The sequence below is a fragment of the Rhizobiaceae bacterium genome (assembly GCA_023953835.1).
In the GTDB taxonomy this organism is placed as follows: domain Bacteria; phylum Pseudomonadota; class Alphaproteobacteria; order Rhizobiales; family Rhizobiaceae; genus Mesorhizobium_G.
In genome coordinates this window covers 378,198-392,093 of sequence record JAMLJB010000001.1, presented here as the reverse complement: position 1 = coordinate 392,093, position 13,896 = coordinate 378,198, and the positions used below count along the sequence as shown (strand labels likewise).

At 63.5% G+C, this 13,896-nt stretch carries 16 protein-coding genes; 9 read left to right on the top strand and 7 right to left on the bottom strand.

The features are described from left to right. Positions 1-14: 14 nt before the first annotated feature. The 3 genes from M9924_01895 to M9924_01885 are packed head-to-tail and all read right to left on the bottom strand — an operon-like array spanning position 15 to position 5,048. Entirely contained in the window at positions 15-1,331 is a 1,317-nt protein-coding gene (locus M9924_01895) for a virulence factor family protein (GenBank protein ID MCO5063147.1), read from the bottom strand. Beyond that, a complete protein-coding gene (mprF, locus tag M9924_01890) occupies positions 1,328-3,946 on the bottom strand; it encodes a bifunctional lysylphosphatidylglycerol flippase/synthetase MprF (protein ID MCO5063146.1) in 2,619 nt (872 codons plus the stop codon). Before mprF ends, M9924_01895 begins: the two co-directional genes overlap by 4 nt. A gap of 10 nt (positions 3,947-3,956) precedes the next feature. Continuing rightward, complete coding sequence (locus M9924_01885; protein MCO5063145.1) at positions 3,957-5,048, bottom strand: metallophosphoesterase; 1,092 nt, start codon at positions 5,046-5,048, stop codon at positions 3,957-3,959. Between the two features lie 103 nt (positions 5,049-5,151). Between M9924_01885 and M9924_01880 the strand changes: the two genes are divergently transcribed. The 3 genes from M9924_01880 (at position 5,152) to M9924_01870 (ending at position 6,923) form a co-directional block, all read left to right on the top strand. Further along, the gene (locus tag M9924_01880) at positions 5,152-5,541 is read left to right on the top strand and encodes a hypothetical protein (GenBank protein ID MCO5063144.1); all 390 of its coding nucleotides are present in this window, start codon (positions 5,152-5,154) and stop codon (positions 5,539-5,541) included. Positions 5,542-5,607: 66 nt separating this feature from the next. Beyond that, a complete protein-coding gene (locus M9924_01875; GenBank protein MCO5063143.1) occupies positions 5,608-6,126 on the top strand; it encodes a copper chaperone PCu(A)C in 519 nt (172 codons plus the stop codon). Positions 6,127-6,491: 365 nt separating this feature from the next. Beyond that, positions 6,492-6,923 (top strand): MucR family transcriptional regulator, encoded by a 432-nt coding sequence (locus M9924_01870; protein ID MCO5063142.1) that lies wholly within the window; start codon positions 6,492-6,494, stop codon positions 6,921-6,923. Between the two features lie 94 nt (positions 6,924-7,017). Here the strand turns inward: M9924_01870 and M9924_01865 are convergent, their stop codons facing one another. Then, positions 7,018-7,302, bottom strand: a complete 285-nt coding sequence (locus M9924_01865; GenBank protein MCO5063141.1) for a cytoplasmic protein — start codon at positions 7,300-7,302, stop codon at positions 7,018-7,020. Between the two features lie 199 nt (positions 7,303-7,501). Here M9924_01865 and M9924_01860 point away from each other — a divergent pair, with 199 nt between their 5' ends. Continuing rightward, positions 7,502-7,924 carry a chromosomal replication initiator DnaA gene (locus M9924_01860; GenBank protein MCO5063140.1) on the top strand — a complete coding sequence of 141 codons (423 nt, stop codon included), beginning with the start codon at positions 7,502-7,504 and terminating at the stop codon, positions 7,922-7,924. 2 nt (positions 7,925-7,926) lie between these two features. After that, a complete protein-coding gene (locus M9924_01855; protein MCO5063139.1) occupies positions 7,927-8,712 on the top strand; it encodes a DUF6456 domain-containing protein in 786 nt (261 codons plus the stop codon). Here M9924_01855 and M9924_01850 read toward each other — a convergent pair. Further along, complete coding sequence (locus tag M9924_01850) at positions 8,688-9,137, bottom strand: SufE family protein (protein ID MCO5063138.1); 450 nt, start codon at positions 9,135-9,137, stop codon at positions 8,688-8,690. The two genes, M9924_01855 and M9924_01850, sit on opposite strands and share 25 nt — an antisense overlap. Before the next feature lie 38 nt (positions 9,138-9,175). Next, positions 9,176-9,520: a DUF5330 domain-containing protein gene (locus M9924_01845; protein MCO5063137.1), complete on the bottom strand. Its 345-nt coding sequence runs from the start codon at positions 9,518-9,520 to the stop codon at positions 9,176-9,178. Positions 9,521-9,805: 285 nt separating this feature from the next. Between M9924_01845 and M9924_01840 the strand changes: the two genes are divergently transcribed. Genes M9924_01840 through M9924_01830 form a run of 3 tightly spaced genes read left to right on the top strand, consistent with a single transcriptional unit; the run spans position 9,806 to position 12,674 of the window. Beyond that, entirely contained in the window at positions 9,806-11,566 is a 1,761-nt protein-coding gene (locus M9924_01840; GenBank protein ID MCO5063136.1) for a PAS domain-containing sensor histidine kinase, read from the top strand. Then, entirely contained in the window at positions 11,541-12,314 is a 774-nt protein-coding gene (locus M9924_01835) for a peptidoglycan-binding protein (protein MCO5063135.1), read from the top strand. Before M9924_01840 ends, M9924_01835 begins: the two co-directional genes overlap by 26 nt. A 15-nt stretch (positions 12,315-12,329) precedes the next feature. Next, on the top strand, positions 12,330-12,674 hold the full coding sequence (locus M9924_01830) for a DUF1491 family protein (protein MCO5063134.1): 345 nt from the start codon (positions 12,330-12,332) through the stop codon (positions 12,672-12,674). On the opposite strand, the gene M9924_01825 is transcribed toward M9924_01830, so the two are convergent. After that, positions 12,652-13,509, bottom strand: a complete 858-nt coding sequence (locus M9924_01825; GenBank protein ID MCO5063133.1) for a DUF2336 domain-containing protein — start codon at positions 13,507-13,509, stop codon at positions 12,652-12,654. The two genes, M9924_01830 and M9924_01825, sit on opposite strands and share 23 nt — an antisense overlap. Positions 13,510-13,720: 211 nt before the next feature. Here M9924_01825 and M9924_01820 point away from each other — a divergent pair, with 211 nt between their 5' ends. Continuing rightward, a complete protein-coding gene (locus tag M9924_01820) occupies positions 13,721-13,894 on the top strand; it encodes a hypothetical protein (protein MCO5063132.1) in 174 nt (57 codons plus the stop codon). The last annotated feature ends 2 nt before the right edge of the window (positions 13,895-13,896 follow it).

The following is a 13,896-nucleotide window of genomic DNA, read 5'->3' as shown; positions in this document are numbered from 1 at the left end:
ACCGGGATACACCGTCAGAGCCGGTCAAGGAAGCGTTGCGCGATTGCGTTGTAGTCGCCGTCGAAATGATGGCCGCCATCGGTCTCGATGACTGTGGATGCGGGGATGGCGGGATCGGTGCATGCCGTTTCATCGGCGTCGTCCTTGCCATAGATGCACAGCAGCCTGTCGGCAGGAAGCGCGGCAATGGCCGGCGCAATCTTGTAGCCGCTGTCGTCGATGCCGAGCCAGCCGGAAATCGTCACTTGAAAAGAGGTCGAAAGGCTGGGCGCAAGCAGTGCGAGGACTTTTGTGCGCGCTTGCAGTGCGGTCGGGAGGAGCGGCCAGGCAAAAGGAATGGTGTCTGCGCCGAAGGAATAGCCGATGAGCAGGACCGGCAGCTTCTGCTGCGGGTCGGCGTCCTTGACGAGGGCGGCAAGGTCGGTGGCGAGTTCCTGCGGCGTGCGCCTCGACCAGAAATAGTGCAGCGAATCGAGGCCGACGACATGCACGCCCTGCGTGGAAAGCCACTCGCCCATGGTCTTGTCGAGATCGCGCCAGCCGCCATCGCCGGAAATGAGGATCGCGACCGCTTTTGGCGTGCCGGTGGCGGGAAGGTCGACAGCGGGGAGCCTGCCGAACGGCTCGATACCGTCCGCAAGGTCGGCCACCGTGCCGACGATCTGCTGCTCAGGTGTATCGACGTCGAGCGTATCGACGCTGATCTGGTCCTGCGCGGCGGTTGCCGCCTGCATGGCCTCGGCCTGGTCATCCGGGACATAGAGCGTTGCCGGTTCCGGCAGGGGAACGTCGAAGCCATAGGAAAATGCGTGTCCGTCCGCCGTCGGCGTGGCGGTGGAACCGGGACAGAAGGGCAGGCGGGTGGAAAGCCGGTTGGCAAAGCCGGAGGCAACCGCGCCGCCAAGTGTGTTGGGCGGCGCGTCGGCAAGCGCCGCAAAGGCGAAGGTCGCGCCCTCGCCGGTTCCGGCAAGGATCGGCGGCAGATAGGTCTGGATGTAGAGCGTGCGCTGTGCAACCTGCGCGAGGTCGGTCAACTCGCCGACGACATAGAGGCATTCGCCGTCCGAACTGTCGAGCCGGGACGCGTAGGAATTGAGATCGACGCCGAGTACGACGTCGCCGTCATCCCGAAGCGCCGACGCGATGGCGTCGTCCTTCGCCGTCCAGCCCGGGCGGTCGGAGAAATAGATGACCATGGCCTTCGGATCATCGTCCGGCGCGAGCAGGCGCACATTTTCAAGCCGCCCGCTGGACACCTTGGTATCTCGCGCTTGCGCGGCAGCAGGCCCGAGTGCCGCCACGAGCCAGATCAAAGCCAATGCCGCCTTCATCTCTTGAAAATTCCCATCGGGCCGCCGGAAATCAGCGTCGTGACGTCGAGCAGCACCTGCGGCATGGCGAGGCCGCGCGGGCAGGCCATGTATTGCGGCGTCCAGACGGGGTCGAATTTCTGCTTGAAGGCGCGCAGTCCCTCGAAATTGTAGAACTCGTCGCCGCGGCGATAGATGAAGGTGCCGACGCGGTTCCATGTGGAGGCGAGCGGGTGATCGGACAGGCCCGCCAGCGGCGCCGCGCCAAGGTTGAACCATTTGTAGCCTTCCTCCTTTCCGTAGAGCAGGAGGTGCGCGAAGAAGGCTTCCATCAGGACCTTCGAGATGCCCGCCTTGTAGCGCATGAGATCGATCGAGAATTCATCGTGGTCGCCGCTGCGCCACAGATTAGCGAAGGCGACAATAGCGCCTTCCTTTTTCAATACCGCGCAATCGAACTCGCTCATATAGGCGTCGTCGAAATAGCCGAGCGAGAAGCCCTTTTCCTTGCCGTGCTTGTGGGCGAGCCACTCGTCGGACACGGCGCGCAGGTCAGGCAAGGCGGCGGGAACATCCGCCTTCGGGATGACCGAATAGACAAGCCCCTCGCGCGTTGCGCGGCCTTCGGCATAGCGAAGCGGCTGGCGCGAGGCCCCCGCCAGCGCAAAATCGGTCAGCGGTACGCGGGCGTTCTCGCCGATTTTCAGGATGGCGAGGTTCATGTCCAGATAGCTGGTCAGGTAGTCCGGTTGGATCGAATAAAACACGGGCCGCGCGCCTGCCCGGTCCGCCGCCTCGACGAAGCGCCACAAAAGGGCACGGCTTGGGCCGGGTTCGCCGACCGGGTCGCCCATGGTGATCCAGCTTCGGCCCGATACGGCATACATGAGGAAGGCTTTTTTGTTCTCCGAGACCATGAAGGATTTGTCGCCCAGAAGCGCCACGCAGCCATTGGTGCCCGCCGACGTTTCGAGAATGGTGCGCACCGCGTCGGGGATCGGCTGCCGCACGGTCTTGGGCGCGGGCACGGGCCGATGCAACAGCGCGTCGATGGCGATCGCCGCAGCAACAATGGCCATGGCGACCGTGGCGCGCAGGAAGCGGGGCGCGTCCGCGTCCCAGGCGAAATCCCACCACATATCGGACTGGTATTCGACATGGCGATAGGCAAGCAGGCCGACCAGCGTGAACGCCCCGACGATGATCGCCATCAGCGCGATCCAGGTGATGTCCGGGCGGAATGAGCGCCAGTCGCCCTTGCGGTAGAAGGCGCTCCTGTAGACGTAGAGAACGGCGGCGACCGCGCACAGGATGAGCGCTTCCTCCCAGTCGAGACCCTTGAGCAGGGAGAAGGCCGCGCCGGACAGCAGCAGCGCGATTGCCGCGATACGGGCCAGCGCCAGCCTGCGGAACAGGCCGCGCGCGATGACGATGAGCAGCACGCCCGTTATGCTGGCAAGCAGATGTGACGCCTCGGCGAAAGGCAGCGGCAGGATGTCGCTCAATATGTCGGTGCGGTCGCCGTTGGCAGGCGTGCTGCCCGAGAACAGCAGGACCATGCCGCCGCCGAGCACAAGCGTCGTGGCGATGGGCGGCACGATGAGGCGCGTGAGCCGGAAGGTGCGTCCCGCGATGCTGGAGACGGCGGTGCGGGCGCGGTAGATTTCAAGCGCCAGCAACGATGCCGCCGCAATCGCCAGCGGCAGCAGGTAATAGATGACGCGATAGACGACCAGTGCGGCCACCACGTCGGGACGCGTGCCCGCGCCGAGGCCGAGCAGGATCGTCGCTTCCATGACGCCGAGGCCGCCGGGCGCGTGGCTGATGATCGTGGCGAGCATGGCCGCCACGAACAGCACGAGAAAGACCACGAAGCTCGGCACGACATCCTGCGGCAGCAACACGTAGAGCGCGCCCGCCGCCGCCGCGATGTCGAGCGCGCCGATCAATATCTGTGCAAGCGCATTGCCTGCCGTCGGCAAGGGGAAGCGCCAGCCGAGCAATGAGACATTGCGCACCCTTCGCGAGAGCCAGAACAGCGAGGCGGCGATGAACAGCAGGATTGCCCCGCCCAGCGCCCTGTCCGCGGCGGGAGACAGCATCTGGAGCGCCGGCACGCCGAAGGGGTCGAGCACCAGCGCGATGCCGAGCACGGCGAGCAGGCCGCCGGTGAAGGTGATGAGCGAGGTTCCGACGACGCGGCCCACGTCGGACGCGTCCAGACCCGCCGACTGATAGATGCGGTAGCGGACGGGGCCGCCGACGAAGACATGGAAGCCGATGGCGTTTGAAAAGCCGTAGCCGATCATGCCCGCCATGACGGCGATCCGCGTGGGGACGCGGCCCGGCGCAACGCGCCGGATGGCGAGTACGTCATAGAGCGCGAGCGCGCAAAACGAGATCGCAGTCAGGAAGAGCGAGGAGATGACGGTTTCGGGAGGCGTCGCCGCAATCGCCGCGCCGATCTGGTGGAGATGGACCTTGTCGCTGATCTCGTGGATGACGAAAAGCGCAAGCCCTACGGCCAGAGTGCCGAAAACAGGCCCGAGTATGTGCGGTTCCAGTATCCGGTCGACGGCGCGGGCGAACGCATTGCCGACCGGCTGATGCTCGACATCGATCTCGGTTTCGCTCATGTCAGTCGTATCAGCTAATGGTCTTTTGGAAGGCGTTCGTGAAGCGCACATTGCCCTGCTCGTCCGACGCTTCGCCAAGAACAACCGAGAAGCGCTGTCCTTCGAGTTGCGCGAGCGCGAAGCCTCCCTTGAATGCGGCGATCGGCTTGAAGAGGTCGATATTGCCTTGCCGGTAGATCATCGGCGTGTCGTGCTCGTGGCCGTGGAAGATGCCTATGACGTTCGCATCCGCGACGGCGTCGAGGAGAGCCTGGCGCTCTTCTTCGGTCCACCAGTGCGGCGCACCATGCCCTGCATCGTCAAATGTGGTCTTTTCAGGGTCCCAGCGCTCAGTCGAGAACGGATCCCACCCATAGTGCTGAAAAAGTACCACCGGCCTGCCTTCAGCGCCATGGGTCGCGAGGTCCTGCTTCAGCCAGGGCAGCGCGCTGACCGCGCCCTTGCGGGTGTCGCCGCCGAATCGATGCAACTGCACCAGATGCAGCGGTCCCCAGTCCCAGGAATAGCAATCGCTCAGTGGATCGAAATTGGTCGCCGGGACCGGCGGCTTGAAGAAAACGCTTGGTTCGTGGTTGAAGCGCACATAGTCGCGCAGTTCCTGCCTGTACCAATCGGGATCGGGCGGCCGCCCGTCCTGGTCGAGGTCGTGGTTGCCGAGCCCCGCATAGACGGGCATGTGCAGCATGTCTGGCCCCGGTCCCTGCCGGTAGCGGTGGCTGAACTGGAGGATTTGCGTGCCTTCCTGGAGTTCGGCCGTCTGCCCGCCGCCGTCGTCGGTCATATCCCCGCCGATGACCACGCCTTTCGGCTCGCCAATGCGTCGGCCCGCATTGGCGAGGCCGGTCGGCGCGCCGTTTATGGTTTCAGGCCAGTGCTTGTATTCCAGATCGTTCAGCGCACGGATATGCCGCAGCAGGTTTGCGTCGGTCTTTCCCTCCGTCTGGCAGTTAGGGCTGAGCCCCGGACCCATCCGGCAGGCGTGGACATCGGCAATGAACAGGAAAGTGACGGAAGGCAGCGCGGCGCGGGCGTGTCCGGCACACAGGGCGGCGGCGCCCGAGGCGAGAAAGAACCGGCGGGTGATCATGAAATTGCGGGCCAATCCATGTTTCGTCGCTGTTGCCGACCCGGACTATCCAGCCTTGGGCGATTTTTGACAATCGCGGAACCTTCCATCAGCAGGGGAAAGGCACTAGAAGCACCGCATGGGAAGGCTGAACTGGATAGCGCGAGCAGATGGAAGGCGCGCCGCGATTTCGATCGTGGCGGCGCTGATGTTCATGCTCCATGCATTGGGCGGTGCATGGGCCAGTGCGACGCCAATGCCGGTCGACGCCTTCGGCAATCCGCTTTGTATCAGCGATCAGGCCGGCCAGGGGAACACCGCACCCGACCGGCACAGCGGGTTTCCGGACTGCTGCACGCTGGCCTGCCACGCTTCGGCAAACCTGCTGCTGCCGCCGCGGGACGCTTCGGTTCCGGCGGCCGCCTTCAGAACGATTTCAGAGCCGCTCGGCGTCAGTTCCGGCGACCGGCTGGTGCTTCGTTCCGATGCGAAACAGGGCAATCCGCGCGCTCCGCCATCGATGATGTGACTCTGCGGCGCACAGACGCCGGAACGACATTTCTCCGCACCAGCGGACACACATCAGGAGCAAATCATGCGAAATTTCTTTCACGGCGCTCTCAGCGCCAAATCCTCATTGGGTATTTCGGCTTTCGCCGCGTTGTCTCTGTTAGCATGGACACAAGGCCTTTCGGCGCACGAGTACAAGGCGGGGGCAATCGAGATCGGCCATCCATGGTCGCGCGCCACGCCTGCCGGGGCAAAGGTGGCAGCCGGATACCTGACATTGAAGAATGAAGGCGGCGAGGCCGACCGCCTTGTCGCGGTGACAGGCGAGATTTCCCCCAAAGCCCAGATCCATGAAATGGCTGTCGATGCGAAGGGCGTCATGACCATGCGCGAACTTGCCGCCGGAATTGAAATCCCGGCGGGAGGAACGGTCGAACTCAAGCCGGGTTCGTTCCACCTCATGTTCATGGGAATCGAGCGGCCTTTGAAGGAAGGGGAACGATTCAAGGGGAGCCTTACCTTCGAAAAAGCCGGTGAAGTGGACGTGGAATTTGCTGTGGAGTCGATGGGCGGCAGCATGGACCACAACGCCCACGGCGGCTAACGAATCGGCCGCGTTTTTGAGGGGACAGCGTCTCGCGATGCTGTCCCCTTTTGCTTGCGCGCATCGTATACCCAAAATTAACTTTTTCTCGGAGAGGGCGGCACGAATACTTCGGAAACGCCGATAATACGGCGATTTCCCGCGACCGTTCACTCGCAATATTCAATTAGTGTCTTTGAATAATAGTAGTAATCAACACGAAGCTGCGACTATTCGAAGTAGATCATTGATCTCCCAGATAATTTAGCGTAACGGACAATTACGAGGTCGAAGATGCGATTCGACAAATCTCGGGCAAATCTCCGGTAGCCCCAGCTGGCGGATAAACTGAAACGTATCTCGGGAATTAACAGGAAATCTGAACCATGGAACATTCAGATGCTTCGTCTCGTGGCGGCGAGATGTTGATTGGACTGACTGCCGACGTTGTTTCGGCTTATGTAAGCAATAATTCGGTGCCTGCTTCGGAACTCCCCGGCCTGATTGCCGAGGTGCATGCGGCGCTGGGCCGGGTTGGCGCTGATCCTGAGCCGCAGGCTCCGGTCGATAAACAGAAGCCGGCTATCAACCCCAAGCGGTCGGTGCATGACGAATATATTATCTGCCTTGAGGACGGAAAAAAGTTCAAGTCACTCAAGCGCCACATCATGACACACTACAATCTGACCCCGGAACAGTATCGTGAGAAGTGGGGTCTCGACTCCAGCTATCCGATGGTTGCGCCCAACTATGCGGCTGCCCGTTCGCAGCTCGCAAAGAAGATGGGGCTTGGCCGCAAGCGCAAGACGCGCAAGTAGGCGGCATGCCGTAAGCCGCGTCGTGCCCCGAACGCGGTGTCGCATCATTTACCCGTCTGGAAGATCAAGTGCATCGCCCTGCGCGGTGCACTTTTCATTTTGGTCCTTGCCTGGCGCGCAATCGGTCGATCGCCTGTTTCAGGGCGATATGCCGATTGAGGTCATAGCTCCAGTGCCGGCGCAGGCCCTTGATGCGTTCCGTTCGCAGCGCGCGCTCCGCACGCTGGATGGCGGCTGAAAGGCCCTGCACAGACGCACGCAGCACCGCGTCAAGGTCCAGCCCGCACAGAATTTGCAGCGCGGCCCGCTCCGCCGCTTCCTGTGCCGCTTCGGCACGCCCCGCGCCGAACGAGCAAGCTTCCCTGATCAAGTGATGCATTTCCTGTCTCCTTTTGGAGCAACAGCCTGGATCGATTGTGCCGGGCTGTGGAAAAGCGGCCGGGAAAAAATTGAGTGGCATTAAAAAAATGAGGGGAAATCAGTCGGTTAAATGAATCTTCGGCATAGCTGCCGTCGCATTTCTCCACACATGAAGATTCTCTAATATAAGAAGTAATTCCTATTTCGAGAGGGTGTTCATGAAGAGCTTTGCCATCAAGGATTCGCGGTTTCAGCCGGGCGAGAGATTTGAACGAGATCCCTTCCTGAACGACATCGGGCGGCAGCGCCTCCAACGTTCTCAGGAGCGGGCAATCGAAATCTGCGGCAACGTCGTCGAGATCATCTCCGCGCTCTTCAATGTGCCGAGCAAGGAGCTGAAAGCCTCGCACCGCACCAGCCATTCCATCGCGCAGGTCAGGCAGATCGCAATGTACGTCGCCCATGTGGTGATGCGGCTGACGATGAAGGAGGTCGGGCTGGGTTTCGACCGCGACCGCACCACGGTCCTCTATGCGTGCCATCAGGTCGAGGACATGCGCGACGACATCGAGTTCGACCAGATGGTGGCCCGCGCCGAGCGCATCACGGCCGCCGCGCTCGGCGACAAGGTGGAGGGCTGACGATGGAAGCCATGGAGGCGCGGTTGCTGAAATTCCTCCTGCACGGGCCTGCGACGGCCGCCGCGCTCGTGCGCGACGGAAAGGCGCTGGTCGATCAGGGCAACGGCAGGTGCATCGCGGTGTCCGTCGCGCTGTTGCAGGCGCTCGCCCGGCGTGGCGTCGTTCGCGAGACGGGCGGGAAGCTGCATCTGACCGCTGAAGGCATGGCGAAGGCGCGGCGCGATGCGGCGGGGCGGGAGGCTGGGTTCCAGGCGCAGCATTGCGAGATCGAACTGCGGGAGGGCGAGGGCGGCAGAACTGTCCTTGCCGTCAATCTCGACGAATCGCCGCTCGGCCAGATCGCGCGGCGCAAGGACAAGGAGGGTAAGCTTTTTCTGAGCGAAGCGGAGGTGCGGGCGGGTGAGAGGCTGCGCAGCGACTACACGCGAGGGCAGATGATGCCGCGCCTCGGCGCGAACTGGGAGCCGCGCATTTCTTCGGGCACCGGGCACGCGGCGGGCGGCATCGCGGAATTGACGGACGCAGCACTTTCCGCGCGGCTGCGCGTCGAAAAGGCAATCGTGGAGGTGGGGCCGGAACTGGCGGGCGTGTTGCTCGACGTCTGCTGCTTCCTGAAAGGGCTTGAGACGGTGGAGGCCGAGCGGCGCTGGCCCGCGAGGTCGGCAAAGATCGTGCTCAAGGCAGCACTCGGCGCTCTTGCGCGCCACTACGAGCCGCCGCGCATCCAGTCACGCGAGCGGATGCTGCATTGGGGTGCGGAGGACTACCGGCCTTCGATCGGCTGTTGAGCGGCGCTCGCCAGCGCCGCCTCCGCATCGCGCTTGATGCGGCGGACCATGGAACGCAGGCCGTTCGAGCGCTGCGGCGTCAGATGCTCGTCCAGTCCAAGCTGGCGCAGCACCGCTTCCGCGTCGGTGGCGACGATCTCGCTCGCCCGCCTCCCGGAAAACAGCGCGAGCAGGATGGCGACAAGGCCCCGCACGATGTGCGCATCGGAGGTGCCGGTGAAGCTTATCACGGGATCGTCGCCGGAACCTGTTTCGGTCAGCAGCCAGACCTGGCTCACGCAGCCCGGCACCTTGTTTCGGTCGGTCTGGGCGGCGGTGGGAAAGTCCGGCAGCGATTCGCCGAGGTCGATCACATAGCGATAGCGGTCTTCCCAATCGTCGAGGAAGGCAAAATCGTCGCGGATTTCGTCGATGCTGGTCGTCATGCCCACCATATAGGTCCGGGACGCGCCTGCGTCACCGCTTATTTCTGCGGGCGGGCGGTCGGAACCGGGATGACGGGGGTATCCGGCCTCGGCGCATCGCCGTTGACCGCTTGCTGCCCGAGCTGCTCGTCCAGCGTATCGATGGCGGCGCGTGCGCGGTCGCGTGCACGCTCGCCGACCATCTGGAGCGCTGCCTTGCCGGTCACGCAGACGTCCGGGCTGCGGTCGCACATGCCGGCGATGTCCTCGACGGCCTGCTGCGCGGCGGAGACCGCTTCGAGGGCGTCCACCTGTTTCCCGCCGTCTCCGGTGGGCCCCGCCCCCAGCGGCAGGAAATAGAGCACGATCGCAAACCAGAACATCAGGCGCAACAGGAAGGACATTTTTGTCTCCATCAGGCCGCGTGTTTTTCGCGACGCGATAAATTCCCATTTTCCTCAAATTTTCTTAAGAGAATCAAAAGTCGCCGATGCAAGCGCATGCGAGGTGCGCGCGGCGGAGACGCATCGTTTACCATGTTGGGCAAAGCAGCGCCGAACGACAGGCCCGCGCCCCAATGCTGCATCACAAGGCGGAAAACCGCGCCTGTTTTTATCCTTTCCTTAAACCGGGAATGCGAGTGTCGCGGCAAACAAACGATCCGGAAATTCGGACGAGGCTGCGTTGCGTTGAATAGCGTATCGGTAAAAATCAGGGCGTTGTGCGCCTCTGCCGCGGAAGGCTGCCGCAGGCTGGTCGACACGACAGGCCTGTCCGCAGAGCGGGCGGGCGTGCGCCTGCGGCTGGCCGGCGCGCTGTTCGCAGCACCCGCGATTGCCGCAACGGCATCCTCCCTGACGCTTTCGCAAAGCCATGGCCCCGCCACGCTGGCGGCGGCGAATTTCATGATCCTCGGCGCCTGCTGGCTCGCAGGTCTATTCGTCGCGGCGCATGGCAGGGAAGGGCTGGTCGGCGCGCTGTCGCTTGGCGCGGGCGCGATCCTCGCGGCCGTGCTCGTCGCGCTCGGCGGGGGGCTCGGCTCGCCGTCGGCAATGTTGTTGCCGATGCTGGTCTTCGAAGCCTGGTGGGTTTGGCGCAGCGACCGTGCGCTTCTGTTCGGCCTTCTGGCAGCGGCAGCGGCAGCTGTCGGGTCGGCCTTCCTGCCGCAGGCAGGCTGGGGGTCGCCCGTGCTTTGGCTGCCTGTGCTGCTCTACGGCTTCACCGTGGTTGCAAGACTGACAAGGTCGGATTCGAGTCCGGCCAATGCCTCGACCAGCGATGAACTGGCCGACGCGCTCGACGCGGTAGTGGTGCGCATCGGGAGCAATGGCGAGGTTGCAGATGTCACCGCAAAGGCGCGCGACATGATGCGCCTGCCCCCGGAAATGCTGTTGCAGCAGGGCCTTTTCGACCGCATCCATATCGCCGACCGCGTCGCCTATATGTGCGCGCTTTCGGACCTGAGGAACGGCGCGACAAACCGCAAGCTTGACCTTCGGCTGCGCCTGCCTGCCCATGATGGCGAGGTCACGGCGGGGGTCCATGAATGGTTCAGCGCGGAGATCGTCAGGCTGCCGAGCAACGATGCGAGCCTTGTGGCGATTTTCCGCACGGCGCAGGAAATGGGCGAACTCAGCGCGCGCCTTGCTGTAAGCGAGGAACGCGCCGCGCAGGCCGAACTTTCCAAATCGAGCTTTCTCGCCTCGGTCAGCCACGAATTGCGCACGCCGCTGAACGCGATCATCGGCTTTTCCGACATGCTGACGCACGAGCTTTACGGGCGCTTCGCCGACCCGCGCCAGAAGGAGCATGTCGCCCTCATCAGCGAGGCGGGGCATCACCTGCTCGGCGTCGTCAACGCCATTCTCGATGTGTCGAAGATAGAACTCGGCGCGTACACGATCATTCGCGAACCTTTCGAACTGGAGGCGGCAGTCAGCACCTCCGTCTCGATGATCTCCGTGCAGGCGGAGCGCAAGAACATCGAGGTGGCGACGGAGATCGACCCTGCCGTCGGCATAATCGATGCCGACAGGCGCGCTGTCCGCCAGATCCTGATAAACCTCTTGTCGAATGCCGTGAAATTCACGCCGGAAGGCGGAACCGTTACGGTGGGCGCCACGCAGGACGACAATGTCGTCAGGCTGTGGGTCAAGGATACGGGTGTCGGCATCGCGCAGGAGGACATTGCGCGGCTCGGCCAGCCCTTCGTGCAGGCCGGCAACGATTACACGCATCGGCGCGACGGCACCGGCCTGGGTCTGGCGCTGGTCAAGGGGTTGGCGGCCTTGCATGGCGGTTCGTTCGCGCTGGAGAGCCAGATCGGCGCGGGGACCACGGCGATTGTGACGTTGCCCCGAGAATCAGCGACGCATGGACAGGGCGAAGCGACGGAAGTGCAGATATTGAGCAGTGGGTTGGATCATGGCGCGTTCCGCAAAACAGCGTAAGAAGCGAGCGGCGGCGGTCGAGCATGATGGCGTCATGCTTCAAGGCATGCAGGCAGTCGGCGGCTTCATGTCCCAGAACCCGGCGCTGGTCGGCGGCACCACTGCTTTCCTGATCGCGCTTTCCTTCGTTTCCGCGAACGCGCTGTGGTATCAGCCACATGCGCATACGGCTCCGCTGTTCTCCACGCGTCCGTTCGATACGCTCGCGGCGGACGATCGCGAACCCGCATTGCCGGAAACGACCATAAGGCTCGAACGCTCACAGACGCCGGTGCCGCAGGCCCGCCCCGCCGCTTCGCAGCAAAGCCTTCAGTTGGGCGACAGGCAGTTGCAGGCCGTGCAGGCGGTGCTCAAGCAACTCGGCTATTATCAGGGCGAGGTGGACGGCCTCGCCGGGCCGAACACCTCCGCTGCGATTTCAGCCTATCAGCGCAGGATGGGCTTGTCGGTTTCGGGCAGTGTCGATGAGAGCCTGTTGAAGGAACTGGGCATTGCCGACGTCACCGGATCAATTGGACAGGCCGAGCCGATTGTCCGGCAGACGACGCCCGGATCGACCGAATTGCTGGCAAGGATACAGGCGGGCCTGAAGGCCTTCGGCAATGATGGTATCGAGGCCGATGGCCGCATGGGCGCAAAGACGCGCGCGGGAATCAAGGAATTCCAGGCGCTCTTCGGCCTGCCGCAGACCGGGGAGCCCGACGAGGTGGTCTACAGGAAGATGAAAGCCGAAGGCCTGATCGACTGAACGCCGGGACTGTCCATGAGAATCACATCGGACCTTTGGGTTTCGGCTGTCGTGCGGCGGGTGTTCGCAACGGGCGGCTTTGCCGCCGTGCTGCGGCGCGGGGCAACGGAGGCGGGCGCGATTTTCGTCGTCACGCGCGACCGGATGGGCGGAGCGGCGCTGTACGGACCGGCTCCGCAGGCCAGTTATGACAGCGGCAGGCCGCAGGACCGCCGCTTCCAGCTTCTGATGCAGGAAGGGGCGGACAGGATCGAGGACCGGCTGGCAAGGGAAGAGCGCTTCGACCCCGACCTTTGGGTGATCGAGCTTGAAACCGGCGACAAGGAAGTCGGGGATTTCATCCAGATCGAGCAGGCCTGAGCGCAGCGCCGGCCTGCCATGCATCGAGTTGCCTGCCGGCATCGTCAAGGCTCAATTCGCGAAAGCACTCCAGGAACGAGACGATGGATTCGGCGTTCGGGAAGCGCAGCGGGAACAAAGCCGACGCAATCAGGTAGGCCTGTTCCTCGGTCAGGCCGATCGCGCGCGCGGCGAGCACGAATTTTGCGCTCGAACCATCGCTGGCGATAATCCATGCGGTGGCGCGGTCGATGCCGAGGCTGCCGGCAAGTGCAGCGACGAATGGTGCGCCGCCGCCGCTGAGCGCCGTATCGCGCAGCCTTTCATAGGCGCGGCGGATGTCTTCCTGCGTGGCGGTGGGGCGCGTGCGCGCCGCAAGCATGATCGCACGCAGCTTTTCGCGGGCGCGCTCCAGCCGTTCCGCGCTCGAAAGCTCGGGAGGAGCGGGCGGTTCTGCGGGTTGCAGCCTTTGGGTTGCGGGCCGGCGCAGTTCGATATTGCGGATGAGCTGGGCAATGGACGGGTGCAGGTTCTGCCGTCGCGCAATGGCCTGGGCGTGGCCGAGGCCATGCGCGGCAATCAGGTTGATGAGGTCGGCATCGGTCAGGGTGCGGGCGCGCGAAAGCAGCGGGGCGGCGATGTCGATGGACATGCCCGCAAGCTCGCGCACAAGCTCGGGCGGTTCGGTTTCGCATTTTGAAAGCGCCGCCGCCACATAGCGCAGCGTGTCACGGGAGGCGCTGCCGACCAGCGGCATGGCGAGATCCTGAAGTTGCTGGGCATCGAAACGGCGCTGCCGGGTCAGCGCGCAATAGCCGGATACGGCGGCGCGCAGCAGACGGTCGGCGCGCGACATTTCCGCCTGCGTAAACGGTCTCATATCGGATGACGAAGGTTGCACGCGGATACGCCCGAACAGGAACTCGAAACTCGCCGATCCGACCGTGGAGCGACAAACATAAATTTAGGCGTAATTTGTTAGCACTGTATTAACCGAGTTTCGTACTCAATACGTCAAGGAGGCGTTGCGTAAAGTGCTCCGTATCAAACGAGACGGATAACGCATCATGGGCATGGTACTCTCATTCGTGCCGAAGAGTTCGGCATCCGGCGACAGGCCGGCGAGATCGGGCGAGCTGGCCCCGGTCATCCTCTTCCCCGGTGTGCGCTACGAGCGCATCGAAGCCAGGGAGCAAACCGGTCCGCAAGGTCCGGGCGCGGTTCAGAAGCCCGCTCACTGAGG

Bases quoted from the DNA above. Each gene is read 5' to 3' on its own strand.
- M9924_01850 (MCO5063138.1), bottom strand. From the start codon at position 9,137: ATGACGACCAGCATCGACGAAATCCGCGACGATTTTGCCTTCCTCGAC.
- M9924_01820 (MCO5063132.1), top strand. From the start codon at position 13,721: ATGGGCATGGTACTCTCATTCGTGCCGAAGAGTTCGGCATCCGGCGAC.
- M9924_01845 (MCO5063137.1), bottom strand. From the start codon at position 9,520: ATGTCCTTCCTGTTGCGCCTGATGTTCTGGTTTGCGATCGTGCTCTAT.
- M9924_01835 (MCO5063135.1), top strand. From the start codon at position 11,541: ATGGCGCGTTCCGCAAAACAGCGTAAGAAGCGAGCGGCGGCGGTCGAG.
- M9924_01825 (MCO5063133.1), bottom strand. From the start codon at position 13,509: ATGTCGCGCGCCGACCGTCTGCTGCGCGCCGCCGTATCCGGCTATTGC.
- M9924_01865 (MCO5063141.1), bottom strand. From the start codon at position 7,302: ATGCATCACTTGATCAGGGAAGCTTGCTCGTTCGGCGCGGGGCGTGCC.
- M9924_01860 (MCO5063140.1), top strand. From the start codon at position 7,502: ATGAAGAGCTTTGCCATCAAGGATTCGCGGTTTCAGCCGGGCGAGAGA.
- M9924_01855 (MCO5063139.1), top strand. From the start codon at position 7,927: ATGGAAGCCATGGAGGCGCGGTTGCTGAAATTCCTCCTGCACGGGCCT.
- M9924_01880 (MCO5063144.1), top strand. From the start codon at position 5,152: ATGGGAAGGCTGAACTGGATAGCGCGAGCAGATGGAAGGCGCGCCGCG.
- M9924_01895 (MCO5063147.1), bottom strand. From the start codon at position 1,331: ATGAAGGCGGCATTGGCTTTGATCTGGCTCGTGGCGGCACTCGGGCCT.
- M9924_01830 (MCO5063134.1), top strand. From the start codon at position 12,330: ATGAGAATCACATCGGACCTTTGGGTTTCGGCTGTCGTGCGGCGGGTG.
- M9924_01870 (MCO5063142.1), top strand. From the start codon at position 6,492: ATGGAACATTCAGATGCTTCGTCTCGTGGCGGCGAGATGTTGATTGGA.
- mprF (MCO5063146.1), bottom strand. From the start codon at position 3,946: ATGAGCGAAACCGAGATCGATGTCGAGCATCAGCCGGTCGGCAATGCG.
- M9924_01875 (MCO5063143.1), top strand. From the start codon at position 5,608: ATGCGAAATTTCTTTCACGGCGCTCTCAGCGCCAAATCCTCATTGGGT.